Annotated in this window: 25 protein-coding genes; all 25 read left to right on the forward strand. The window is 41.1% G+C overall.

Features of this window, described 5'->3' with window-relative positions; all coding sequences use genetic code 11:
• Nucleotides 1-148: 148 nt before the first annotated feature.
• The 25 genes from ACFX4W_RS12410 to kamA all read left to right on the forward strand — a co-directional run bounded on the left by ACFX4W_RS12410 (nt 149) and on the right by kamA (nt 24,968).
• A complete protein-coding gene (locus ACFX4W_RS12410) occupies nt 149-1,393 on the forward strand; it encodes an acyl-CoA dehydrogenase (RefSeq protein ID WP_237074908.1) in 1,245 nt (414 codons plus the stop codon).
• Nucleotides 1,371-2,144, forward strand: a complete 774-nt coding sequence (locus tag ACFX4W_RS12415; RefSeq protein ID WP_043982473.1) for an SDR family oxidoreductase — start codon at nt 1,371-1,373, stop codon at nt 2,142-2,144. The genes ACFX4W_RS12410 and ACFX4W_RS12415 overlap by 23 nt, the downstream gene beginning before the upstream one ends.
• Before the next feature lie 19 nt (nt 2,145-2,163).
• Nucleotides 2,164-3,780: a long-chain-fatty-acid--CoA ligase gene (locus ACFX4W_RS12420; protein WP_230183827.1), complete on the forward strand. Its 1,617-nt coding sequence runs from the start codon at nt 2,164-2,166 to the stop codon at nt 3,778-3,780.
• Between the two features lie 90 nt (nt 3,781-3,870).
• Nucleotides 3,871-4,434: a TetR/AcrR family transcriptional regulator gene (locus ACFX4W_RS12425; protein ID WP_230183826.1), complete on the forward strand. Its 564-nt coding sequence runs from the start codon at nt 3,871-3,873 to the stop codon at nt 4,432-4,434.
• A gap of 83 nt (nt 4,435-4,517) precedes the next feature.
• On the forward strand, nt 4,518-5,399 hold the full coding sequence (locus ACFX4W_RS12430) for a 3-hydroxyacyl-CoA dehydrogenase family protein (RefSeq protein WP_165575126.1): 882 nt from the start codon (nt 4,518-4,520) through the stop codon (nt 5,397-5,399).
• Nucleotides 5,399-6,181, forward strand: a complete 783-nt coding sequence (locus ACFX4W_RS12435) for an enoyl-CoA hydratase (protein WP_013083163.1) — start codon at nt 5,399-5,401, stop codon at nt 6,179-6,181. The genes ACFX4W_RS12430 and ACFX4W_RS12435 overlap by 1 nt, the downstream gene beginning before the upstream one ends.
• Nucleotides 6,182-6,195: 14 nt before the next feature.
• The gene (locus tag ACFX4W_RS12440; protein WP_043982478.1) at nt 6,196-6,597 is read left to right on the forward strand and encodes an acyl-CoA thioesterase; all 402 of its coding nucleotides are present in this window, start codon (nt 6,196-6,198) and stop codon (nt 6,595-6,597) included.
• Nucleotides 6,598-6,622: 25 nt separating this feature from the next.
• Nucleotides 6,623-7,681, forward strand: coding sequence for a phosphotransferase family protein (locus tag ACFX4W_RS12445; RefSeq protein ID WP_377559452.1), 1,059 nt, complete (start codon nt 6,623-6,625; stop codon nt 7,679-7,681).
• A complete protein-coding gene (locus ACFX4W_RS12450; RefSeq protein WP_280559621.1) occupies nt 7,678-8,421 on the forward strand; it encodes a 2-phosphosulfolactate phosphatase in 744 nt (247 codons plus the stop codon). Before ACFX4W_RS12445 ends, ACFX4W_RS12450 begins: the two co-directional genes overlap by 4 nt.
• Complete coding sequence (locus ACFX4W_RS12455) at nt 8,409-10,187, forward strand: acyl-CoA dehydrogenase family protein (RefSeq protein WP_377559454.1); 1,779 nt, start codon at nt 8,409-8,411, stop codon at nt 10,185-10,187. Before ACFX4W_RS12450 ends, ACFX4W_RS12455 begins: the two co-directional genes overlap by 13 nt.
• An 11-nt stretch (nt 10,188-10,198) precedes the next feature.
• Entirely contained in the window at nt 10,199-10,960 is a 762-nt protein-coding gene (locus tag ACFX4W_RS12460; protein WP_162214253.1) for an SDR family NAD(P)-dependent oxidoreductase, read from the forward strand.
• A gap of 29 nt (nt 10,961-10,989) precedes the next feature.
• The gene (locus ACFX4W_RS12465; protein ID WP_043982483.1) at nt 10,990-11,763 is read left to right on the forward strand and encodes an enoyl-CoA hydratase/isomerase family protein; all 774 of its coding nucleotides are present in this window, start codon (nt 10,990-10,992) and stop codon (nt 11,761-11,763) included.
• 14 nt (nt 11,764-11,777) lie between these two features.
• Nucleotides 11,778-12,761, forward strand: a complete 984-nt coding sequence (locus ACFX4W_RS12470; RefSeq protein ID WP_340447476.1) for a quinone oxidoreductase family protein — start codon at nt 11,778-11,780, stop codon at nt 12,759-12,761.
• Nucleotides 12,762-12,954: 193 nt separating this feature from the next.
• On the forward strand, nt 12,955-13,839 hold the full coding sequence (pdxS, locus tag ACFX4W_RS12475) for a pyridoxal 5'-phosphate synthase lyase subunit PdxS (protein WP_162214255.1): 885 nt from the start codon (nt 12,955-12,957) through the stop codon (nt 13,837-13,839).
• Nucleotides 13,840-13,876: 37 nt separating this feature from the next.
• Entirely contained in the window at nt 13,877-14,125 is a 249-nt protein-coding gene (locus tag ACFX4W_RS12480) for a ferredoxin (protein ID WP_013083172.1), read from the forward strand.
• Nucleotides 14,126-14,339: 214 nt separating this feature from the next.
• Nucleotides 14,340-14,669: a DUF3870 domain-containing protein gene (locus ACFX4W_RS12485; RefSeq protein ID WP_013057066.1), complete on the forward strand. Its 330-nt coding sequence runs from the start codon at nt 14,340-14,342 to the stop codon at nt 14,667-14,669.
• A 178-nt stretch (nt 14,670-14,847) separates the two neighbouring features.
• Entirely contained in the window at nt 14,848-15,504 is a 657-nt protein-coding gene (locus tag ACFX4W_RS12490) for a CoA transferase subunit A (protein ID WP_043982486.1), read from the forward strand.
• Nucleotide 15,505: 1 nt separating this feature from the next.
• Complete coding sequence (locus tag ACFX4W_RS12495; RefSeq protein WP_043982487.1) at nt 15,506-16,168, forward strand: 3-oxoacid CoA-transferase subunit B; 663 nt, start codon at nt 15,506-15,508, stop codon at nt 16,166-16,168.
• Nucleotides 16,168-17,358 (forward strand): thiolase family protein, encoded by a 1,191-nt coding sequence (locus ACFX4W_RS12500; RefSeq protein WP_043982489.1) that lies wholly within the window; start codon nt 16,168-16,170, stop codon nt 17,356-17,358. The genes ACFX4W_RS12495 and ACFX4W_RS12500 overlap by 1 nt, the downstream gene beginning before the upstream one ends.
• Nucleotides 17,346-18,731: an aminotransferase family protein gene (locus ACFX4W_RS12505; RefSeq protein WP_097823407.1), complete on the forward strand. Its 1,386-nt coding sequence runs from the start codon at nt 17,346-17,348 to the stop codon at nt 18,729-18,731. The genes ACFX4W_RS12500 and ACFX4W_RS12505 overlap by 13 nt, the downstream gene beginning before the upstream one ends.
• Nucleotides 18,715-20,010, forward strand: coding sequence for an aminotransferase class III-fold pyridoxal phosphate-dependent enzyme (locus ACFX4W_RS12510; protein WP_377559459.1), 1,296 nt, complete (start codon nt 18,715-18,717; stop codon nt 20,008-20,010). Before ACFX4W_RS12505 ends, ACFX4W_RS12510 begins: the two co-directional genes overlap by 17 nt.
• Before the next feature lie 28 nt (nt 20,011-20,038).
• Entirely contained in the window at nt 20,039-21,499 is a 1,461-nt protein-coding gene (locus ACFX4W_RS12515; protein WP_377559461.1) for an aldehyde dehydrogenase family protein, read from the forward strand.
• 29 nt (nt 21,500-21,528) lie between these two features.
• A complete protein-coding gene (locus ACFX4W_RS12520) occupies nt 21,529-23,049 on the forward strand; it encodes a M81 family metallopeptidase (protein ID WP_340447472.1) in 1,521 nt (506 codons plus the stop codon).
• Nucleotides 23,037-23,516 carry a GNAT family N-acetyltransferase gene (locus ACFX4W_RS12525; protein WP_043982496.1) on the forward strand — a complete coding sequence of 160 codons (480 nt, stop codon included), beginning with the start codon at nt 23,037-23,039 and terminating at the stop codon, nt 23,514-23,516. Before ACFX4W_RS12520 ends, ACFX4W_RS12525 begins: the two co-directional genes overlap by 13 nt.
• 42 nt (nt 23,517-23,558) lie before the next feature.
• Nucleotides 23,559-24,968, forward strand: coding sequence for a lysine 2,3-aminomutase (kamA, locus tag ACFX4W_RS12530; protein ID WP_028408513.1), 1,410 nt, complete (start codon nt 23,559-23,561; stop codon nt 24,966-24,968).

A 24,968-nucleotide genomic window follows, 5' to 3' on the forward strand; every position in this document is an offset into this window, starting at 1 on the left:
GAGAGGTTAAAACCTCTCTTTTTTTATTTTTAAATAATATAATATTTAGAATTTTCCTAAAAATACCTTGCTGAATTATTTCCCTTCATTTATGATGAATATGTAACATACCAACCGGTTAGTAAGTAAATGAAAGCGAGGGACTACCGTGTATTTTTCTTACTCTGACAAAGTAGTGAAGCTGCAAGAAGAATTGAGCTCTTTTATGGAAGAGCATGTTTACCCAAATGAACGGCTATACGAACAACAGCTGAATGAACAGCCATCTAGATGGTCAGCTGTTCCTCCGATCATGGAAGAGTTAAAAGAAAAAGCAAAGCAAGCTGGATTATGGAACTTATTTTTGCCAGAAAGCGAATACGGAGCGGGTCTAACAAATGTCGAATATGCCCCTCTTTGCGAAATTATGGGCCGTTCTATTATTGGACCAGAAGCTTTTAACTGCGGAGCTCCTGACACCGGCAATATGGAAGTACTGGTTCGATACGGAACGTCCGAACAAAAAGAAAAATGGCTAAAGCCGCTGTTAAATGGAGACATTCGCTCCTGCTTTTCTATGACAGAACCGGATGTAGGTTCTTCTGATGCCACAAACATTCAGTGCAGTATTGTAAGAGAAGGCGATGAATATGTGATCAACGGAAGAAAATGGTGGTCTTCAGGTGCGGGAGATCCTCGCTGCAAAATTGCTATTGTCATGGGAAAAAGCGATTTTAACGCATCTAAATATGAACAGCAGTCTATGATTCTAGTTCCTTTAAATACGCCAGGAGTTAAAATTGAACGAATGCTGCCAGTCTTTGGATACGATCACGCTCCTCATGGACATGCTGAAATTCATTATGACAATGTGCGTGTGCCAGCGTCTAATATGCTTTTAGGCGAAGGAAAAGGGTTTGCTATTGCTCAAGGCAGATTGGGGCCTGGACGTATTCATCACTGCATGCGTTTAATAGGAGCAGCGGAAAGAGCGCTTGAAGAATTATGTAAGCGTATTCAAAACCGTTCTACGTTTAATAAGTTGCTTTCTCAGCAAGGGGTTATTCAAGAATGGGTGGCAGAATCGCGTATTGAAATTGAGCAAGCTCGCTTATTAACATTAAAAGCTGCTTATATGATGGACACAGTTGGAAATAAAAAAGCGCGGAAAGAAATTGCTATGATTAAAGTAATGGCTCCTGCTATGGCTTTAAAAGTCATTGATCGCGCTATTCAAGCATTTGGAGCAGCAGGTGTTTCAGAAGACACGCCGCTTGCGGCACTTTGGGCAAATGCTCGCACTCTTCGCCTCGCTGATGGTCCAGACGAAGTGCACAAAGCACAGCTTGCAAGACTTGAGCTAAAACCCTATCAAGAAAAGGAGGCAACCTATGCACATAAAGGATTTGTTTGATTTAACTGGGAAAACAGCTATTATTACCGGCGGAGGCAGAGGATTAGGAGAACAAATGGCAGAAGGGCTTGCAGAGGCAGGGGCAAATATTGTTCTATGTTCGAGAAAAAAAGAAGCATGTCAGCAAGTGGCCGATCGATTGGCCCGCCTCGATGTAAAAACGCTCGCCTTAACTTGCGACATCAGTCAGCCTGAAGATATTAAAAATGTCGTGCACCAAACAATTGAAACATTTGGACGTATTGATATCTTAATTAATAACAGCGGAGCTACGTGGGGTGCTCCGGTTGAAGAAATGCCTCTTGAAGCTTGGCAAAAAGTGATGAATATTAATGTTACAGGAACGTTTTTAATGTCCCAAGAAGCTGGAAAAGAAATGATTAAACAAAAAGCTGGCAAGATTATTAACATTGCTTCAATTGCCGGTCTTGGAGGAACAGATCCTCAGTACATGGATACAATCGGGTACAACACGAGTAAAGGAGCGGTCATTACGTTTACGAAAGATTTAGCCGTCAAATGGGGACAGCATAATATTCAAGTTAATGCGATTGCGCCTGGATTTTTCCCTACTAAAATGTCAGGTGCGATTATGGAACAAGGCAAAGATTATTTTCTAAGTCAAACTCCTTTAAAACGCTTTGGCTCCGAAGCCGATTTGAAAGGGGCAGCTGTTTTTCTTGCTTCTGCAGCGTCTAATTATATTACGGGAGATGTTCTGACAGTAGACGGTGGAGTTCATGCTATGTGAATAAGAAAGGAGTAACTTGATGGAAGACGTTAAAAAATGGTTTACACCTTATCCAGAAGCCTACACTCATGACATTCACATCGAAGATATTTCACTATTTGATATGCTGAAAGAAACAGCCGAACGTTATCCTGCTCACACAGCAACGCGCATGTATCAGCATACGTTAACGTACCAGGAGCTGTATCACTCAGTTCGGGTATTTGCAGGAGCACTGCAGAAAAAAGGGATTAAAAAAGGAGATCGTGTAGCGATTATGCTGCCAAACTGTCCGCAATATATAATAAGCTATTTTGGCATTGTAGCAGCGGGCGGCATTGTTACTCAGGTCAATCCTATGCTTGTCGAACAAGAGCTAGAGCATATTTTAAACGATTCCGGGGCAAAAAAAATCATTATACTCGATGATTTTTATACGAGACTTCAAGAAATAAGAAACCGCGTTGATATAGAAGAAGCGATAACCGTCAGCTTGCAAAAACCTTTTGTTCCTGCATCACCAGACCTTTCCTTCCTAGATTTTTTAACCATAAAATATGAATTTAACCAGCCGGTTATCCATCCATCACACGATATTGCTGTTCTTCAGTATACGGGAGGAACGACCGGACCATCTAAAGGTGCGATGCTTACACATACAAACATTTACACAAACGCAGTTCAATCATACGAAATATTTAAGCATGATATTGAATTAGGAAAAGAAAAATGCTTAACCGTTATTCCATTGTTTCACGTATTTGGCATGACTTCCTGTATGCATTTATCAATTCTTTGCGGAAATGAAATATTGCTATTGCCGCGGTTTGATTTGGAAGAAGTACTAAATACAATAAAAAAAGAGCAGCCTAGTATTTTTCCCGGTGTGCCAACTATGTATGTTGCTATTACCAATCATCCTCAGGCAGAAGAATACAACATCGAAAGTATTCGCATCTGCAACAGCGGCAGTGCGCCGATGCCTGTTGAGCTGATGAAAGAGTTCGAACGAAAAACGGGCGCTAAAGTGTTAGAAGGGTACGGGTTATCAGAAGCATCTCCTGTGACGCACTGCAACCTGCCGTTTTGTGAGAGAAAGCCAGGTACAGTCGGACTTGGCGTTCCGCAAACTGCTTATAAAATTGTTGATGTGGCTACAGGAACAAAAGAACTGCCAAGAGGAGAGCTTGGAGAAATAGTAATTAAAGGCCCTCAAGTTATGAAGGGCTATTGGAATCAACCTGAAGAGACGGCTCACGCGCTTAGAAACGGCTGGCTGTACACAGGAGATATTGGACAGATAGATGAAGACGGGTATTTATCCATTGTTGATCGCAAAAAAGATATGATTATTGCGAGTGGTTTTAATGTGTACCCTCGAGATATTGAAGAAGTTTTATACGAACACAGCCACATTAAAGAAGCCGTTGTAATTGGTGTGCCGCATCCTTACAGAGGAGAAACCATTAAAGCGATTTTGGTAGTGAAAGAAGGGAAATCTCTTTCCGAAAAAGAGCTCACTTCTTATTGTCGACAGCACCTTGCAGCTTACAAAATCCCGCGAATCTTTGAGTTTCGCGCTGAGCTTCCTAAGACCAATGTAGGAAAAATTTTGCGACGGGCACTACGAGAAGAAGTGGTGAAAGAAACGACGTAAATAAGCTGAACATAAACAAACTTTTTCAAAAGCTCCCTCTAAGCCATGGTATAATTTGTGAAAATGAGAAAAGACAGAGAGGGTTTGACGATGAAAGATTTGATGATGGAACGAAGCATTCAGCTTTTTGCTCAAAAAGGTTTCAAAGAAACGTCGATTCAAGATATTGTAAATGAATTAAACGTCACAAAAGGAACGTTTTATTATTATTTTAAAAGCAAACAAGAGCTTTTAATGGATATTCACCTTCAATATATTGAAAGATTAATAGAAAACCAAGAAACGATTCTTGCAGATAAGACAACATCTTATCCAGAAAAGCTTCACAGCATTATTTTTAAACTTGTTCATGATATTGAGAAAGAAGGTCTTCGAGCTAAAGTGTTTTTTCGAGAGATGCGTCATTTGAGTGAAGAACACTTAGAACAAATCATTCCAAAGCGCGATCGTTTTAAAGAAAACGTACAGGAAATTATTGAAAAAGGCATGGAAGCAGGGCAGTTCCGTTCAGATTTGCCTTCAGATATCGTGACGCTAGGCATATTAGGAATGACAAATTGGAGCTATTTTTGGTTTCAGTCAGATGGTGAAAAGACAGATCGAGAAGTTGCGGCTATTTTTTATAAGATGCTGATGAAAGGTATTGAGTCATAGTAGCTGCTGGGCTAGACAGTGCTCGTAAAAGGCGGGAAAGTATAAGCTCTTTCTCTCCTTTTATATTAAAAGGAGGTTATAACATGAATAGTAAAGATATACAGCGTATTGCTGTTATTGGAGCAGGACAAATGGGACATCAAATCGGTATGCTTTGTGCACTCGGAGGATATGAAACAATTATTCAAGATATGAATGAACAATCACTCATTGATGCAAAAGACAAGCTGGAAGCAATTATAGGCAAGTGGGTTCATAAAGGAAAAATCTCTTCTGAGGCTAAGGAAGCCGCATTCCGAAGATTGTCTTTTACAAACAAATTAAAGGAAGCGGTTTCAAATGCTGATTTTGTAATTGAAGCTGTGGTAGAAAAGTTAGATGTAAAACAAAGTGTCTTTAAAGAAATAGATGAGTACGCACCAAGTCACGCCATTTTAGCATCGAATAGTTCAACAATTGTTAACTCGCTTATTGCAAGTGCAACAAACCGTCCAGATCAAATCGTTAACATGCATTTCTTTTTCCCTCCCCTTGTAATGGACTGCGTAGAAGTTGTCATGAGTGAAAAGACAAGTGAAAAAACAGCTCAAACGACAATGGACGTTTGCAAGCAAATTAATCGCACAGCAGTCCTTCTGAAAAAAGAAATCTCAGGTTTTATTGCTAATCGAATTTTAGGAGCGTTGCAAAAAGAAGCCGTTTTCCTTTATGAAAATGGATACGCAGATTTTGAAGACATTGATACGATTTGCAAAAAAGCGCTCAATCACCCGATCGGTCCTTTTGAATTGATGGATCTCTCGGGAATTGACGTCGGATATTTTGTGATGCAGCAGCGCTATAGCGAAACGGGGGATCCAGAGGACAAGCCAGCTGCGTGTATTGAAGAAAAAGTTCAAAAAGGCGAGCTTGGACGTAAAACAGGAAAAGGTTTTTACACATACCACACACAAGGAGTGAAGTAATGATGAAAAAATTTGTACGTGTTGAAAAAGAGGAGAAAACGGCAATTGTAACCATTGATAACCCGCCTTTAAATGTAATGAGCCAGACTGTTGTGCAGCAGCTTGAAGAAACGTATGAAGAGCTTAGTAAAGATCCTGATGTCATTACAATCATTTTAACAGGAGCGGGCGACCGGGCGTTTATGGCTGGAGCTGATATTAAAGAGTTTCCTCAGTTAATGGGGCAAAGCGGCATTAAAGAAGAGTTTATGAAAACCCATCGTGTTTTGCAAAAACTTGAAAACATTGAAAAACCAACAATTGTCGTGTTAAACGGTTTAACGTTTGGAGGAGGATGCGAACTTTCACTAACCGCTGATATACGCATTGCCGAAGAACATGCTCAAATAGGTCTTCCGGAAGTGAAGCTCGGATTGTTTCCTGGAGGCGGCGGAACTCAGCGTCTTCCACGCGTAATCGGCGTTTCTAAAGCTAAAGAGTGGATGTTTGCCGGCAGTCCTGTTTCTGCAGAAGAAGCGCTTCATGCAGGCTTTGCCAATCATATAACGCCTAAAGGAAAAGGGCTCGAAAAAGCAAAAGAGCTGGCTAAGAAATTTAACCGTCACTCTCTTCCGTCACTTTCTCGAATTAAGACAGCGGTAAACGAAGGAATGAATCGTACATTATCTGAAGGTCTTGAACTTGAGGCAGAGCTGTTTGAAGAAGTCTTTCAAACAGAAGATATTAAAGAAGGAGTATCAGCATTTATTGAAAAGCGTCCCGCTGTTTTTTCACATAAGTAAAGGAGGAGAAGATCATGTATGAAACACAGGTCAAAGTGCGCTTTTGCGAAACAGACGCACTCGGTCACATTAACAATACGAGCTATTTCATTTATTTAGAAGAGGCCCGTATTGCTTTTTTTGAAGAAATGGGAGCATCCATGCATACAAAAAAGTGGGAGTATATTTTAGCGTCTACTAAATGTGATTTTGTTGCGCAAGGTTATTTTAATCAAGTGCTAATAATTAAAACCTTTGTATCTAATGTCGGCAATAAAAGCTTTACAATTGGTCATGAAATTACCGACAGCAAGACGGGATCGCTGATTGCTAAAGGAGAAGCTGTCATCGTGTACTTTGATTTTGATGCACAAAAAAGCGTGTCTATTCCAGCGGACATTAAGCAGTTTTTGATGAATTATAAAGTAGCTGTTTAACTATAAAAAAGCAGGTGGTAAAAGAATGTCACAAATCATTCCTGTACGAAAAGGAGAGGAATTAAACACGGAAAAACTGCATCAGTTTCTCCGTGTTTCGATTCCTGATTTACCTAAAGAGCCTCTTTTAATCAAGCAATTTGGATCAGGTGCGTCCAATTTAACCTACGCTCTTTCAGTCGGAGAGTGGGAGGCGGTGTTGAGACGCCCTCCCTTTGGGCCAGTTGCGCCAAAAGCGCATGACATGCAAAGAGAATACAAGATTTTATCTGTTTTATCGAAGTCTTTCCCTCTCGCTCCTAGACCGTATGTGTTTTGTGAAGATGAGACGGTGGTTGGGAAATCCTTTTTTTTAATGGAGAGAAAGCACGGTGTTCTCATCGACACAGCGTTTCCAGAAGAAATGAAAGGAACTGACGAACTTTGCCGTTGTATTTCAGAACAAATGGTGGATGTCCTTGTTAAACTTCATGATGTTCCTTATAAAGGCACGCTTCTTGAAAAAATCAGCAAGCCCGAAGGATTTTTAGAACGTCAGGTACACGGCTGGATTCATCGTTATGAAAAATCAAAAACAAGTGACATACCGGAAGTAGAAGCCCTAAAAAAATGGTTGACCACACACATCCCGACTACACAGCATTCGACCATTATTCACTATGATTACAAGCTTAACAATACGTTATTTTCACCGGATGGAAATAAAATTGTAGGATTATTTGACTGGGAAATGACAACCGTTGGAGACCCGCTTGCTGATTTGGGAGTGGCGCTGAGCTACTGGATGGAAGACAGCGATCCTGAACTTTTGAAAAGAGGACTCGGAAATCCACCTGTTACTGTGCAAAAAAGCTTTTATTCCCGTCGAGATTTTGTAGAAGCATACGCTAAAAAAAGCGGACGGGATGTTTCACACATTGACTTTTACCTAAAATTTGCGTACTTCAAGCTTGCTGTCATTTGTCAGCAAATTTATTACCGTTATAAAAAAGGCCAAACAAATGATAAACGGTTTTCACAATTTGGAGATTATGTAAAAACACTAATTATTCATGCTCTGCACACAGAACGAGGACATATATGAAAGAGAAAATTCACGTAATACTCAAAAAAGAAGAGCTTCTTGCCAAAAAGCTAGAAGGAAAAACGGTTGTTATATTTGACGTCTTATTGGCTACGTCAACAATTGCGGCTGCTTTACAGCAAGGAGCAATAGAAGTTATTCCAGTAAAAAACGAAGAAGAAGCGCGTGAAAAAGCAAAAACGTACAAGCCTGATGATATTGCGCTTGTAGGCGAATATAGAGGGAAAACGATTGAAGGCTTTTTTGATCCGAATCCCAGCACGTTAAAGGAGCATGTTCAAAATAAAACGGTTATTTTGTCCACGACTAACGGAACCGTAGCCATTCATAACGCTGAAAAAGCAAACCATGTATATACAGCTTCGCTTTTAAACGGAGAAGCGGTTGCCAGTGCTGTTTGTCAGCAAGGTCAAGATGAAACTGTTTTATTGGTTTGTTCAGGTTCATCCGATCGCTTCTGTCTAGAAGATTTGTATGGAGCGGGGTATTTTGTAAGCTGTCTGCTGCAACTAAAAACATTTCATTTGACGGATGCTGCAAAAGCCGCACTGCTTTTGTATGAGGCTTATGAGCATTCACCTGTTGAAATATTGAAGTGCTCAGCCATAGGAGAAATGCTCACTCAGTATGGGTTTCTAGACGAAATTGGCTTTGTAAGCCGGAAAAACGTCTATCCCGTAGTTCCTAAGGTAGTGAAAAAAAAGCTAGTAAACGGGGAGGAAACGATATGTCTGAAATGAAAACAGAAGCAAAAGGCGGATCATTTTTACTGAAAAAAACATCTACGCATCACGTTTATACACCCGAAGACTTAACGGATGAGCACCGTATGATTGCTCAGACAGCAAAGCAGTTTATTGAAAAAGAAGTAGACCCTTACCATAATGACATTGAGCAGCAGGATTTTAATAAAGTAGTAGAATTGATGCATAAAGCAGGCGAGCTTGGACTTCTTGCTCACAGTATTCCAGAAGCATATGGAGGACTAGGTCTTGATAAAGTAAGCAAAGGACTTGTAGGTGAAATCATTGGCCGGACAAGCGGATATGGAGTCGCTCATTCTAATCATACATGCATTGCGACACTTCCTATTACGTATTTTGGCACCAAGAAGCAAAAAGAAAAATACTTGCCTAAATTGGCAAGCGGCGAATATATTGGGGCCTACTGTTTGACAGAGCCAGAAGCAGGTTCTGATGCTCTTGCAGCCCAAACAAAAGCCGTATTAAATCCTGAAAAAACGCATTATGTATTAAATGGAACGAAGCAGTACATTACCAATGCAGCCTTTTCAGATACGTTCATCACGTATGCAAAAGTAGAAGGTGAACATTTTACCGCTTTTATTGTAGAAAAAGGTTTTGAAGGACTGTCTCTCGGGCCAGAAGAAAAGAAAATGGGAATCAAAGGGTCGTCTACTCGTCCAGTTATTTATGAAGATTGTTTAGTACCCGTAGAAAACGTACTTGGACAAGTAGGAAAAGGTCACTTGATTGCGTTGAACGTCTTAAACCTCGGACGTTTTAACTTAGGTTCTGCATGTATGGGCGCAGCGAAATATGCGTTTGAGCTTGCTTTAGCTTATACAAAAGAACGCAAGCAGTTTAAAACAGCTATTGCGGAATTTAATGCTTCAAAAGAAAAAATAGCAAAAATGGCGGCTCGTATTTTTGCATCTGAATCTATTCAGTACCGTACAGCCGGTTTACTAGAAGAGGCGCTTGGTGGCTTATATGAAAGTGAAAATCATAAGTTAGTAGCTAAACAGCTGGCTGAATTTGCAATGGAATGTTCAGTTTGTAAAGTGTACGGGTCGGAAACTCTTGATTTAATTGCCGATGAATCGCTGCAGCTTCATGGCGGCGCGGGGTTTATTCAAGAATATAAAATAGAACAAGTATATCGTGACTCACGCATCAATCGTATTTTTGAAGGTACAAATGAAATCAATCGCCTTTTGCTTCCAACTCAGCTTCTAAAAAAAGCAGACAAAGGAGAAATAGAGCTGAGCAAACAAGTAGAACATGCTGTTAGTGAATTGATGAGCGGTCAGTGGGAAATATCTTCAAATGAACTTCTAGCAAGAGAAAAGCAGGCGGTTATTACCACAAGACATTTATTTCTTGCTTTGTTAGGAACAGCATTCCAAACGTTTAACGCCAATCTAGCACAAGAACAAGAAACGCTGATGAAGCTCGCAGAAATTGCTATTGGGCTATTCGCTATGGAGTCATCCGTGCTGCGCGCGGAAAAAGCCGTGAACAAAAATGGAGAAGAAAAAGAAAAGTTAAAAAGCAAGCTGTCAGCAACGGTTGTTAGTGAAACGCTCTTTGAAATTGAAAAGCAGGCTCGACAATTAATAAACGGGATGTTAACGGGTGAAAAACACCGGCAGTACCGCACAATTCTTGGAAAATGGATGAATGATTTGCAAAGTGAAGAAGAGTTCACGCGCAATCGAGACATCGCCCGTGAATTTATCGACAGCGGGCGATATGTTGTATAAGGAGGAATATTATGCGTTTTGAAGGGCAAATAGCTGTTATTACAGGAGCTGGAAGCGGCATTGGAGAAGCGACCGCTCAGAGAATGGCGAAAGAAGGAGCTCGCGTCATTCTTGTCGGGCGAACGAAAGAAAAGCTAGTACAGGCTGCATCGGCTATTGACACACGGTGTGAACGAAAATGCACGGATATTTTTCCAGCTGATGTAACGAAAGAAGAAGACGTCAAAGAGTTGGCTGAGTTTATAAAAGAAAAGTACGGGCAAATTCATTTATTAATTAATAACGCAGGCGGATCAGTTAATTCAACAATCAAAGAAACAACGCTTGAACAGTGGAAACACGTGCAGGACGTCAATTTAACAAGCGTATTTCTTGTCACAAAACATTTGATTCCTTTTTTAACTGAAGAAATAGGAGGAAATCGATCTATTGTTAACATCGCTTCTCTTTCAGGACATAAAGCCGGGGCACAAATTCCTCACTACAGCGCTGCTAAAGCTGCTTTAATTAACTTTACAAAAGCAATGGCGTTTGAGTTAGCACCTCACGGAGTCAGAGTAAACTCTGTGTCTCCTGGATTCGTAGAAACACCTTTAACGCAGCCTGGACTTGAAAACGAGCGCTTCACTAAGGCAATCGAAAACAATACGGCTTTAAAACGTGTAGGTAAACCAGATGAAATTGCAAACGTTATTGCTTTTGCAGCGTCTAAAGAGGCCTCTTATATGACAGGAAGTGATTTATTAGTAGACGGCGGGTGGCTTATCGTTTAATGCAAAGTAAAGAGGAGGGAATCTGAATTATGAGTGATTTATTAGTAGAAAAGCACGGGACTATTTTATCTTTAACGTTAAATCGGCCGGATCGTTTAAATGCATTCAGTGAGGAAATGATTGAAAAGTTAACAGCTGAAATAAAACAGGCGCAAAGCGATGAGTCTATTAAAGTGGTTATATTAAATGGAGCAGGGCGCTCGTTTTCTGCCGGAGGGGATGTAAAAACGATGGGCCAAGCATCCGGATCTGATGTTTATGAACATATCGGCCGTTTAAATGAATGTATTTTAGCGATGCAAAATCTAGAGAAGCCAATTATTTCAGCAGTTCATGGATTTGCAGCAGGAGCGGCTTTTAATTTAGCTCTCGCTTCTGACTTTATCATTGCGTCAGAAGAAAGTCGATTCGTATTAAGCTTTTCTCAAGTTGGATTGATTTCAGACGGAGGAGGCCTTTACTTTCTTACAAAGGTCGTTGGTCCCCATAGAGCGAAGGAACTATTATTTTTAGGAGAGCCTATGGATGCCGACACGGCTTACAAAGCTGGTTTTTTAAACCGTGTAGTACCGTTAAATCAGCTGAAAGATGAGGTCACATCCTTTGCAAGTCGCTTATCACAAGGACCAACCAAAGCGTATGGGAAAATGAAAAAAATTGTCAACGATTCCTTTCATTTAACATTAGAACAAGTCCTTGAACAAGAAAGACTAACGCAAGTTCTTATGGTAGAAACAAGAGATCATCAAGAAGGAATATCTGCGTTTAAAGAAAAAAGAAAGCCACTATTTCAAGGGAAATAAGAGGGGGATATAAGATGAAAGCCATTCAATTTACGCAGTACGGAGGACCTGATGTTCTTCAAGTTATCGATATTGCACGCCCTGTACCAAAAAAGAAAGATGTGCTCATTAAAGTTGCGGCAATCGGTGTTAATTACGCCGACGCTGCACGGCGTGAAGGAGCATACGTAGTCGAAACACCGCTGCCTTTTATCCCTGGCTCTGAAGTTGCGGGCGAAGTGGTTGAAGTAGGCGAGGATGTAAAAGAGATAAAAGTAGGTACAAAAGTCGTGACGCTGCTAGGATCTAATCGAGCAACAGGATACGCTGAGTACACGCTGGCAGATTCAAGAGGCCTTATTCCGTTGCCGGAGAATGTGGATTTAACACAAGCGGTTGCTTTGCCTCTTCAAGGACTCACGGCTTATCATATTTTAAAAACAATGGGTCGCCTTGAAAAAGGAGAAACCGTCATCGTTCATGCGGCAGCAGGCGGTGTTGGAACCTTAGCTGTTCAGCTTGCCAAAATTTTTGGAGCTGGAAAAGTTATTGCTACAGCGAGCTCCAAAGAAAAGCTTGAGCTTGCAAAAAATCTCGGAGCTGACGAAGCAATTAACTATACAGAAACAGGCTGGGAAAAACAAATTTTAGAAGTGACGGGAGGAAAAGGAGCCGATATTATTTTAGAAATGGTAGGAGGGCATATATTCTATGAATCTCTTCAATGTCTTGCACCATTTGGGCGCCTCGTTTTTTACGGAATGGCTAGCGGAAAACCTGTAAAATTTAACCCCGCCCGCCTGATGGAAAAAAACCAATCGGTTCTAGGCTTTTTCTTACCTCAAATGATGGAAAAACCAATACTTTATCAGCAAAGCCTGCATGAGCTATTAAACTACGTAAATGCCGGTCAGTTAAAATTAATGCTGGGCGGCACATTTTCACTTGATGAAGCGGCAGATGTACATCGTCTGCTTCAAGGAAGAAAAACGACCGGAAAATTAGTGTTAGTTCCTTAACAAAACAGCTTCCGTCTCTAATAGGGATGGGAGCTGTTTTGGTTTAAAAAATTGGCTTTCACCTGCCAATTTTTTAAAAATCGCTTAATAATTTGGCATAAAAATCAATGTTTTTTACTAATTTCTTCTATATTTTAACACTGGCATGGAAGTTGCATAATAAGTGTTTGAACATATAAAGGAGGAAATGAATATGGTGAGAAATGGAACGGACCGCGTGAAGCGGGGAATGGCAGAAATGCAAAAAGGCGGCGTTATCATGGACGTGATCAATGCAGAACAGGCAAAAATTGCAGAGGCAGCAGGCGCTGTTGCCGTTATGGCATTAGAGCGTGTTCCAGCTGATATTCGTGCAGCAGGCGGCGTGTCTCGTATGGCAGACCCAACAATTGTTGAAGAAGTGATGAACGCTGTATCCATTCCAGTTATGGCAAAAGCTCGTATTGGCCATATTGTTGAAGCACGCGTGCTAGAAGCAATGGGTGTAGACTATATTGACGAAAGTGAAGTACTCACTCCAGCTGATGAGGAATATCACCTTAACAAAAGTACATTTACAGTTCCATTTGTATGCGGATGCCGTGATTTAGGGGAAGCAGCAAGACGAATTGGTGAAGGTGCTTCGATGCTTCGTACAAAAGGCGAACCAGGAACAGGAAACATCGTCGAAGCAGTGCGTCATATGCGCCAAGTAAACGCTCAAGTACGTAAAGTTGTAGGCATGGATGAAGACGAGTTAATGACAGAAGCAAAACTATTAGGTGCGCCTTATGAGCTATTACTGCAAATTAAACATGAAGGCCGTTTACCGGTTGTAAACTTTGCAGCAGGCGGCGTAGCAACACCCGCGGATGCAGCGTTAATGATGCAGCTTGGAGCAGACGGCGTGTTTGTTGGATCAGGAATTTTCAAATCAGACAACCCTGAAAAATTTGCGCGAGCAATCGTGGAAGCAACAACGCATTATCAAGACTATGAACTGATTGCAAGCTTATCAAAAGGATTAGGAAGTGCAATGAAAGGAATTGAAATTTCATCATTATTACCAGAAAATCGTATGCAAGAACGCGGCTGGTAATGAGTAATAACTTTTAAACTTAGTTAGGAGGATGATTATGGGGAAATATACGATAGTCGATAAAGAAACGTGTATTGCGTGCGGTGCATGCGGAGCTGCGGCACCTGATATTTATGATTATGATGATGAAGGAATTGCGTTCGTTATACTTGATGATAATCAAGGCACGGCTGAAGTGCCCCAAGAGCTGGAAGACGATTTAATAGATGCGTTTGAAGGCTGTCCAACAGAGTCCATCCGTATAGCGGATGAAAAGTTTGATGGAGACTCGAATAAATTTCAATAAAGCCGAATAAATAAAAAAATAGAAAGTTTTTTTAAAAGAAAAGAAGGATTTTGTCTAGAAAAGGCGAAATATTAGTTGTGTAAGAATATATCTTTTTAAAAATGAAAGCACTTACATGACTAAAAGAAAATGAGTTAATCTCATTTGACCTTTCAGAATTATTAGTGTAAAAGTGCGGAGTAATTAAATAGTTTTTAAAAGGAGATTAAGGGGCATGCAAATACTGAATACAGTCATTGTGACAGGATATGCAAAAGCTCCACAGGGAACTTCCATGTATGAAATGTATAAGCATGCGGGAATTGTACTAGAAGTGGATCTGACAGAGCATAAAATTGTAAATGCTGAGTTTACGTTTATTACGGAGCTGACGCAAAATTTTTTCCGGAAGCTGCTTATTGGTTACTGCCTTGCAGATGGAATTGAACCTCTTATTGAACGTATTCAAAATTATTATTTTGCTCCATCTCAACAGGCGATTATCGTAGCGCTTCAGGCTGCAATTCAACGTTACTGGGATAATGTGAATCAAAAAATTACATAGCGTTTGGTTAGAATAAAGTGAGAAGACAACCTCTTTTCATGGTCTTATTAAAACCAAGCAGATACACACACTTTACAAAGAGTGGGGACATCCCTGTTTCTTTGGGGAGTCATTGTATCCTGCTTGGTTTTTTTCGCGTAAAGCGCTGTGAAATATAAAAAGAAAAGGAGGAAACAAAATGAACAAAATCATCACGCGCGAAGAAGCAATAGAAAAAATAACAGATGGCGCACGCATTATGGTAGGTGGATTTGGTCTCGTTGGAAGCCCGCTTAGTCTGATTGAAGCGATTGCCAAATCAAACCTTAAAGATTTAGAGATTATTAGTAATAACCTCGGTGAACCTGGAAAAGGATTAGGTGTATTGGTTCAAAAAAAACAAGTAAAAAAAGCCATAGGTTCTTATTTTACTTCCAACCCTGAAGTTGTACACGCTTATCAACAACAAGAACTCCAAGTGGAGCTCATCCCGCAAGGAACAATGTCCGAGGCTATTAGGGCAGGAGGAGCAGGCATCGGAGGATTTTATACGCCTGTGAGCGTAGGGACTCAGCTTGCGGAAGGAAAAGAAGAACGAGTATTAAAAGGAAAGAAATATGTTTTGCAAGAATCGCTGCACGCAGATGTAGCTCTAATAAAAGCTAAAAAAGCAGATCGACTCGGAAATCTTATTTACAGCAAATCAGCGAGAAACTTTAATCCAATGATGGCAACGGCTGCTGATATCGTGATTGCTGAAGTAGAAGAAGTGGTTGAAGTTGGGCAGATTTCTCCTGAAGAAATTGTAACTCCTCATTTATACGTTACTTATATCGTAATGAAAGGAGAACAATAAGATGAACGTCAAACAATATATTGCTGCGCGTGCTGCAAAAGAGCTTTGTCACGGAGATGTGGTGAACTTAGGAATCGGCATTCCTACTTTAGTTGCTAATTATATTTCACCCGATGTTCACGTGTTTTTACATTCAGAAAACGGGATTCTTGGCGTTGGCCCTACTCCTGAAGAAGGTTATATAGATCCAGAACTTGTGAATGCTGGAAAGCTGCCCGTCACGGTTTTGGAAGGTGCCTCATTTTTTAACAGCGCTGATTCCTTTGCCATGATACGGGGAGGCCATGTGAATGTATCGATTCTTGGAGTGCTTCAAGTAGATGAAGCAGGCCGAATTGCAAACTGGGCTGTTCCTGGGAAAAGTGTTCTTGGCGTAGGAGGAGCAATGGATTTATTAGAAGGCTCAAAAAAAGTTATTGTTACGACTCTTCATACGAACAGCCAAGGAGAGTCAAAGCTAGTTGGGGAGTTAACTTATCCGCTTACTTCAGAGCGACGAGTCGATATGATTATTACAGAATTAGCTGTCTTTTCGGTAACAGATCATGGTCTTGAACTTCTTGAAACAGCTCCGGGTGTTTCTTTAGAGACAGTGCAACAAAAAACGCAGGCTTCTTTTCGCGTTTCTAAATTATTTAATAAAAACAATGAGGTGACAGCATAATGGTAGTGATTGTAAATGCATTTCGAACGCCTATTGGAAAGTTTGGCGGTTCGCTTGCAGATACGCTTCCAGAAGAACTAGTCTCTCTTGTGATGAAAAACAATTTGTCTTCAGCGGGATATACTTCAGAGATTGTTGATGAAATCATTGTCGGACAAACGAAACAAAGCGCTCATGCTCCTAATATAGCGAGAGTAGCCGGGCTGAAAGCTCAATTCTCTGAACGTATTCCAGCTTATACCGTGCACCGCCAGTGCGGTTCAGGCATGCAGGCTGTAATGAATGGAGCTATGTCCATTTTATCAGGTCAAGCCGAAGTGGTATTAGCCGGAGGAGTGGAAAGCATGTCTCAAGCACCGCACTATACGGTAGGCACTCGTTTTGGTTTTCACGTTGGTGATTTAACACTCTATGACTCTAATACAGAAAGTCAGCCAAAATCACAGCCTGAAACGTTATACGGAACGTTTACGATGGGACAGACGGCCGAGTGGCTCGCTGAAAAATATAGTATTAGCCGCACGGAACAAGATGAGTTTGCTTTTTATAGTCAGGAAAAAGCTAGACGGGCTATAGAACTTGATTTGTTTGAAGAAGAAATTATCCCGGTACCTGTAAAAGAAGGAAAAAAAGGTATGAGGCATTTTGCAACAGATGAATTTCCTCGTCTTACTAGCAAAGAAAAGCTTGGTGCGCTTAAGCCTGTTTTTCAAAAGAATGGAACGGTGACAGCCGGCAATTCATCCGGCAGAAACGATGGCGCTTCAATGATGCTGTTGATGTCGGAAGAAAAAGCTGAGCAGCTCGGATTAACGCCTATGGCAAAGGTTGTTTCGTTTGCCGCAGCGGGGGTCTCTCCAAAGGAAATGGGAATTGGTCCCGTTTCTGCTTCGCAAATTGCTTTAAATAAAGTCGGTTTAAGCTTAGGTGATATGGACTTAATTGAATTAAACGAAGCATTTGCCGCTCAAAGTATTGCTTGCTTAAGAGAATGGGACATCACATCAGAAAAAGTGAATGTAAACGGAGGAGCGATTGCGCTTGGACACCCTTTAGGCTGCTCCGGGGCAAGAATTATAACAACTCTGTGTCATGAACTCCACAAGCAAAAAAGACGATACGGCCTGGCTACTATTTGCGTTGCAGGAGGATTAGGAATGGCGATGGTGGTGGAAAGATGGACGAAATAAAAAGAGATTATGTTTTTCATAGAGATTTAACAAAAAAGTATCCAATGATTACGCATGGTGAAGGAAGCTACTTAATAGATGAACAAGGAAAAAAGTATGTAGACGGCTGCTCCGGCGCCGTGGCGGCAAACTTAGGGCACGGCATTGCGCAAATAGCCGAGGCGATGGCGGAGCAGGCAAAAAAAGCGGCGTTTGTTCATACATTACGTTTTGAAACGAATGTTTTGCATAAACTTGCAGAAAAAATTGGTAAAATGGCGCCGCTTCATTTAAACAAAGTCTATTTTACATCAGGAGGATCAGAAGCAAATGAAAGTGCATTAAAATTAGCAAGGCAATATCACAGAGATGCCGGAAAGATGCAAAAACACATCGTAATCGGAAGGTGGCAGTCTTACCACGGAAACACGATAGGGGCACTATCAGCTGGAGGAGATGTAAAAAGACGATATCCTTATACACCCAACCTTTTACATTTTGCGCACGTCTATTCGCCGTATTGTCATCGCTGTCCGTATAATCGCAATCAAGAAGACTGCATGGCAAATCAAAACTGGAGCTGTATCACCGATATTGAACGCACCATTTTAGAGCTTGGTCCAGAAAATATTTCAGCTTTTATCGCAGAGCCCATCGTAGGAAGTCAGCAAGGAGCTGTTGTACCTCCGCTTGACTATTTCAAAAAAGTACGTGAGCTTTGTAGCCGCTATGACATTCTTTTGATTGTTGATGAAGTGATGACAGGCTTCGGGAGAACGGGAACTGATTTTGCAGTGGAACAATTCGGAATCGAACCGGATATCCTAACGTTTGGTAAAGGAGTTTCAGCTGGGTACGCTCCTTTAGGAGGAATGATTGTCCATGACCGTCTGATTCAAGGTCTGTTAGAAAATAGCAGCGGGAAATTTCTTCATGGCTATACGTACAGTGGACATCCTGTTTCAATAGCGGCAGGCCTTGCTGCTTTGGATATGTATGAAGAAATGAATATCCTTCAAAACGTTGAAACTCAAGGCGCGTATTTAATGGAATGTTTAGTAGCGCTGCAGCGCAAGCATCCTTATATTTCAGATATTCGCGGCCGCGGACTTTTAATTGGATTAGAACTAATGAAAGACGCCAATCAACAGATATTTTTCGAGCCACGTGAAGCAGCCAGCGAAAAGCTCAATGAAATTTGTATGGAGCTTGGAGGCGTCTTTTATCCAGGATCCGGATCTATAGACGGACATAAAGGAGAACATATCATTATCAGTCCTCCTTTAAATATAACGAAATCAGAAGTTGATGAAATAGTGAGATTGCTAGATCATGCGTTTTCTATTTTTTATCAGCACATAAGAAAGGATGAGTCATATGAAAGTGCAAAATAAAACAGAAGAGCTTCAAATCAAAGGGAAAAAACATTTATCACCGGTGATGACAAGAGTAACAGAGCTTGTTATTGAAAAAGCGCACGGTGCGAAATTTTGGACAGCCGATGGCAATGAATATATTGATTTTGTATCAGGAGTAGCTGTCAATGCAGTGGGTCATACGCATGAAAAAATGGTAGAAGCGATAAAAAAACAAGCAGATCAGCTGCTTCACCTAGGCTTAAACTACGGCTATTACGAAACAGCAGTGAATTTGGCAGAAAAACTTGCGCACATTACGCCTGGAAACTTAGACACCGTGTTTTTTTCAAATTCAGGCGCAGAAGCCATTGATGGTGCGCTCAAATTAGCAAAAGCGGCCACTGGCAGATCAGCGATCATTGCTTTTGAAGGTTCTTTTCACGGCCGTACACTAGGAGCTACAGCTATTACGGCTTCAAGCTCAAAATATCGCAGCTACTACGAGCCGATTTTAGGAGAAGTGTATCACGTTCCTTATCCGTATCCAAGTCAGCTTCCTAATGTTGACGAGGAAGATGCAGAAGCATATTGCTTAAATCAACTGCAAAAGCTGTTTGAACTGCGAGTGGATCCTTCACGCGTAGCAGCGATTGTAATTGAGCCAGTCATGGGCGAAGGAGGCTATTACCCTGCTCCTTCTAGCTTTTTACGCGCACTAAGAGACATAGCGAATGATTATGGCATTCTGCTTGTTTTTGATGAAGTGCAAACGGGATTTGGGCGCACTGGAAAAATGTTTGCCGCAGAACATGCTGGAGTCACACCAGATATTTTAGTTTTAGCAAAAGCTCTTTCCGGCGGTATGCCTTTAGGAGCCATTGTAGCAAGCCGAGAACTGCATGAGAAATGGCCAACAGCTGGACATGGTTCTACTTTTGGCGGAAATCCAGTATCGTGCGCAGCGGCTTTAGCTAATATTTCAATAATTGAAGAAGAAAAGCTTGTAGAGCGCAGTGAAAAAGTAGGCGCTGATATTGTTAAACGCCTTCAGCATTCTATCGGACATTTACCAGCTATTAAAGAGGTTAGAGGAATTGGTATGATGATTGGTATTGAATTTCATGTTGAAACAGCAGCTGCTTATGTCCCTGTTATTAAATCAAAAGCGCTGGAAAAAAGACTGCTAATTATGAACTGTGGAGTCAAAGGGCAAACCATTCGTTTAATGCTGCCGCTAAATATTGATAAAGACGTGCTGGATCAAGGGCTGTCTTTACTAGAAGAAGCCATCACAGAAGCAGTTTCAATTAACTAGCTTTTTAAATGAAAAGGAGAGTAACAATATGAGTCAGACTAAAACCGAACTGTTACAAGGAAATTTATATATTAACGGCGAGTGGGTAAGTGAAGAGGAGCAAACCTATTTTGAAAGTATAAACCCTGCAACACAAGAGCTCGTTGGAACGTGCGCAGCCGCTACGGCTAGTCAAGTTGATGATGCAGTAAAAGCGGCTAGTACAGCCTACAGCCACTGGAAAAATACATCTATTCCTGAACGTGCAGCATTTTTAACAAAAGCAGCTGAGCTTTTTGAAGACAGAAAAGAAGAGCTCGCTCAAGTGATGACAAAAGAGATGGGAAAACCGCTGACAGAATCTATAGGGGAAGTTGGTGTCGTCATTGCAACAGCTCAGTATATGGCAGGAGAAGGAAGACGTTTGTTTGGCGAAATAGTGCCCGCTGGCTTTCCTGACCGAGATATAAAAATGGTTCGCGAACCGCTTGGAGTTGTGGCATGTATTACACCTTGGAACTTTCCTGTTTCTCTCGCTTCTTATAAAATGTTTGCCGCTTTAATCGCTGGCAATACCGTTGTCTGGAAGCCGGCTTCAGAAGTGGCGCTTTCAGCGAAGATTTTTATGGAAGTATTGCACGCTGCGGGGCTTCCAAAAGGAACAATTAACTTGCTTACAGGATCGGGCAGAATCGTTGGACAAAAGCTTGCTACGCACCCTGAAGTGAAAATCATCTCATTTACAGGTTCTACGGAAGTTGGTCAGCAGTTAGCAGAAATGAGCAGCAAAACCTTAAAACGAATTTCTTTAGAGCTAGGAGGAAAAAACGCTGTTATTGTGTTAAAGGATGCCGATTTGGATAAAGCAGCAGAAGGAATTGTTAAATCAGCATTTACGACCACAGGGCAGCGCTGTACCGCAGCTAGCAGAGTGATTGTGGAGCGTTCAGTAAAAGAAGAGCTTTTGAAAAAAGTAATAGCTCTTACAAAAGAAATGAAAATTGGAAATGGTCTTGAGGAAGGGGTTGTAATAGGTCCGCTTGTAAATGAACAGCAGTGCCGTTTAGTAGAAAATTACGTGCAAAAAGCGGTGGAAGAAGGCGGAAATATTGCGCTTGGAGGTCGTGTTTTATCAGAAGAGTTAGGGACTTGTTATTACATGCCTACAATTATTGATAACGTCAGTTCGAACCACACAATTGCTCAAGAGGAGATTTTTGGCCCCGTGCTTGCTTTTATTGAAGTAGATGGCTATGAAGAAGCAATGAGCGTCAACAATGGAACGATGTATGGACTTTCCACTTCCATTTATACAAGCAGCTTGCACTATGCAAGCCGAGCGGCAAAAGACGCTGTTAGCGGATTAGTCTATATCAATAACGGAACATCTAATGCTGAAATGGGGGTAGCGTTCGGAGGAATGAAGATGTCTGGAAATGGTCACAGGGAAGTTTCTCATCATGCATTTGATGTGATGACAGAATGGAAGTCTGTCTACACCAACTATTAATCTCGCACCTTAGCGAAAAGGAGGAGCACATGTCTTCATATCGCATTGGCATTGCCTTTTTTTATCATGAATCTCACAGCTTTAGTCCATTAAAAACAGAAATAGAACACTTTGTACACGAAGGCTATTTTGTTGGAACGGAAATATATAAAGCATACTCAGGAACCAAAACAGAAGTAGGGGGATTTTTAGATGTATTAAAGCAAGAGAAGCAGGTAGAAATCGTTCCTCTTGTTTGTGCAGCTGCGGTTCCATCTGGGATTGTATCTTCTGAAGCTTATCACATAATTGAAAAGCAAATGTTGCACTCACTTACTCATGCGGGGCCGCTAGATGGTTTGTTAATCGCTTTGCACGGCGCAATGGTAGTAGAGCATCTTTTCGATCCTGAAGCTCATTTGTTAAGTCAGATAAGAAGCTGCATAGGAAGCAACGTTCCCATTGCTACTACGCTCGATATGCACGCAAATATCAGTGAAGATATGCTTACGTACACGCCGCTTCATTTTGGTTTTAAAACATATCCTCATGTTGATATGTACGAACAAGGAGTGAACGCTGCGCGAGCGCTTTTAACACAAGTAAAAGAAAGCGCTATCTATTATGCATCTTTAAAAAAATTGCCTATGCTTTTGCCGTCGATTAATATGCGAACCGCAGAAGGGCCGATGAAAAAAATGATTGATCTTGCTAAGCAAGCCGAGCAAGAAGCAGACGTATACAATGTTTCCATTTTTGGAGGCTTTCCGTATTCTGATATTCCAATTGCCGGAGCAAGCGTGCTCGTAACAGCTTTGAATCCTGAAACGGCAGAAAAAACAGCAAAGAGACTAGCTTCTCAGTTTTGGAGTATAAAAGAAGATTTTATCATGGATTTGCCTACCGTTGAAGAAGGTCTGCAAACAGCGTTAAAACGATCAAACGAACAGCCAATTGTGCTCGCTGATATAGCGGACAATCCTTTAAGCTGCGGAAGCGGCGATACAACAGAGCTTTTGGAATACATGCTGAAGCTAGATATGCCGGGGACACTATTTGGAGGTCTTTATGACCCTGAATCTATTAAACAATGCGTGCAAGCAGGAGTTGGGAATTACGTCTCTCTTTCCTTAGGAGGAAAAGTTTCTCCTGAGTTCGGAAAGCCCGTTGAAGTTGAAGCAAAGGTCATTGGCTTATCAGAAGGTGAATTTTACAATTCGGGACCGTTTAATCAGCATTTGAAAGTAAATGTAAAAGGTGCAGCTCATATTCGAGTAGGAGAATTGGATATTTTGTTGATTGGAAGGCCGGTATCAGCAAACGATCCTGAACTTTTTCGCCATATCGGTATCGAGCCAGCGACGAAAAAAATCATTGGTTTAAAAGCTAAAAATCATTTCAGAGCCGCTTTTGAACCGCTTGTAGGATCTATCATCTATGTGGATGCTCCGGGCGTAGCATCAAATCGCTTAACGACCTTTAATTATCAGCACATTTCAAAACCAATTTGGCCGCTGCAAGATGTCAAATATGAAAGTGAAAAAAGGAGGAAAGAAAAATGGATGCATTAAAAGAGCAGTACTATATCGAAGTGCCAGAATCGTTAAATCCTGAACAGCAAAAGATGATGATTGAACTGGAAAAAGATGCGTTTCCGGGCATGGGAGCCGTTGATGAACAGACGCTTGTACCTTTAGCCCGCTACGGCAAGCTTATTCAATATTTCCAGGAAAATGACGCAAGACCAATTGCCATTTGCGAGCTGCTTCGAGATTACAAAGATATCACAAAAGCTTATATCTTTGGTTTCTACGTCCGCTCTGATAAACAAGGAAGCGGAATTGGACAGCTGTTTTTAGAAGAAATATTTTCGGTTCTACAAAAAGATAATTTCGAAAGCGTTTGTTTGACTGTGAATGTAAAAAATGAAGGGGCTGTGAAGCTGTATAAAAAAATGGATTTTACCATTAAAGAAACGCGAGCAGGAGAGTTTGGCGAAGGAGAAGATCGCTATTATATGGTGCGGTCAATTTCTTAGTAGAACATCTATTCAAAAAATGAACTTTGGAGGGAATATAAAATGAAAAATACATTATATAAAGCAAGCAGACACTGGAAAGAAATCGAGCTTTGGAAAGATGTAACGGACGAGCAGTGGAACGACTGGGTATGGCAGCTGACAAACACGATTAAAACATTGGAAGATTTAAAGAAAGTGATCAATTTAACACCTCAAGAAGAAGAAGGCGTTAAAATTGCAACCAAAACGATTCCGTTAAATATCACTCCTTATTACGCATGGTTAATGGATGAGAACGATCCGAAATGTCCAATCAGAATGCAGTCCGTTCCTATTTCAGAAGAACTGCATAAAACAAGGTATGATTTAGAAGATCCGCTTCACGAAGATGAAGATTCACCGGTTCCTGGCTTAACGCACCGTTATCCCGACCGCGTGCTGTTTTTAGTTACAAATCAATGCTCTATGTACTGCCGCTACTGTACAAGAAGACGTTTTTCAGGACAAATTGGCATGGGCGTTCCAAAAAAACAGCTGGATACAGCTATTAATTACATTGCAGCCAACCCTCAGATCCGTGATGTATTAATTTCCGGAGGAGACGGCCTATTAATCAATGACAATATTTTAGAATATATTTTGAAAAATTTGCGCGATATTCCGCACGTAGAAATTATTCGTATCGGTACAAGAGCACCGGTGGTGTTCCCGCAGCGCATTACAGAAAACCTGTGCAATATCTTGAAGAAATATCATCCGGTTTGGCTAAATACGCATTTTAACACATCAATTGAAATTACAGAAGAATCAAAGCGTGCTTGTGAAATGCTTTCGAACGCAGGAGTTCCAGTTGGAAACCAAGCGGTTATTTTAGCCGGAATTAACGACAGCGTGCCAATCATGAAGCAGCTTATGCATGATTTAGTGAAAATTCGCGTGCGTCCTTATTACATTTATCAATGTGATTTATCAGAAGGAATCGGCCATTTCCGTGCGCCGATCAGTAAAGGGCTAGAAATTATGGAAGGACTTCGCGGCCATACGTCCGGCTATGCAGTTCCTACGTTTATCGTGGATGCTCCTGGAGGAGGCGGTAAAATTCCGCTGCAGCCAAACTATATTATTTCTCAAAGCTCCAATAAAGTGGTGCTTCGAAACTTTGAAGGTGTTATTACATCGTATCCGGAGCCGCAAAATTACCAAAGTGGAAGCGCAGAAGAATTTTATAAAAAAGTATATCCTGAAGTATTTGAAAAATTTGAAAGCAACGGTGTTCTTTCGATTATTGATGATACAAAGTTCAACTTAACACCGGAAGGTCTAAACCGTCTTGACCGCCGGAAAACGTATGACCAAAATCCAGAGCATAGTTCTTTAAAAGACAAGCGTGAAAAGCGCGATCAATTAAAAGAGAAAAAATTTGAAACGCAAATGAAAAAATACGAAACGGCGGGAGCGAAGGAGGAATAA

The sequence above is a fragment of the Priestia sp. YIM B13489 genome, from assembly GCF_042787645.1.
In the GTDB taxonomy this organism is placed as follows: domain Bacteria; phylum Bacillota; class Bacilli; order Bacillales; family Bacillaceae_H; genus Priestia; species Priestia megaterium.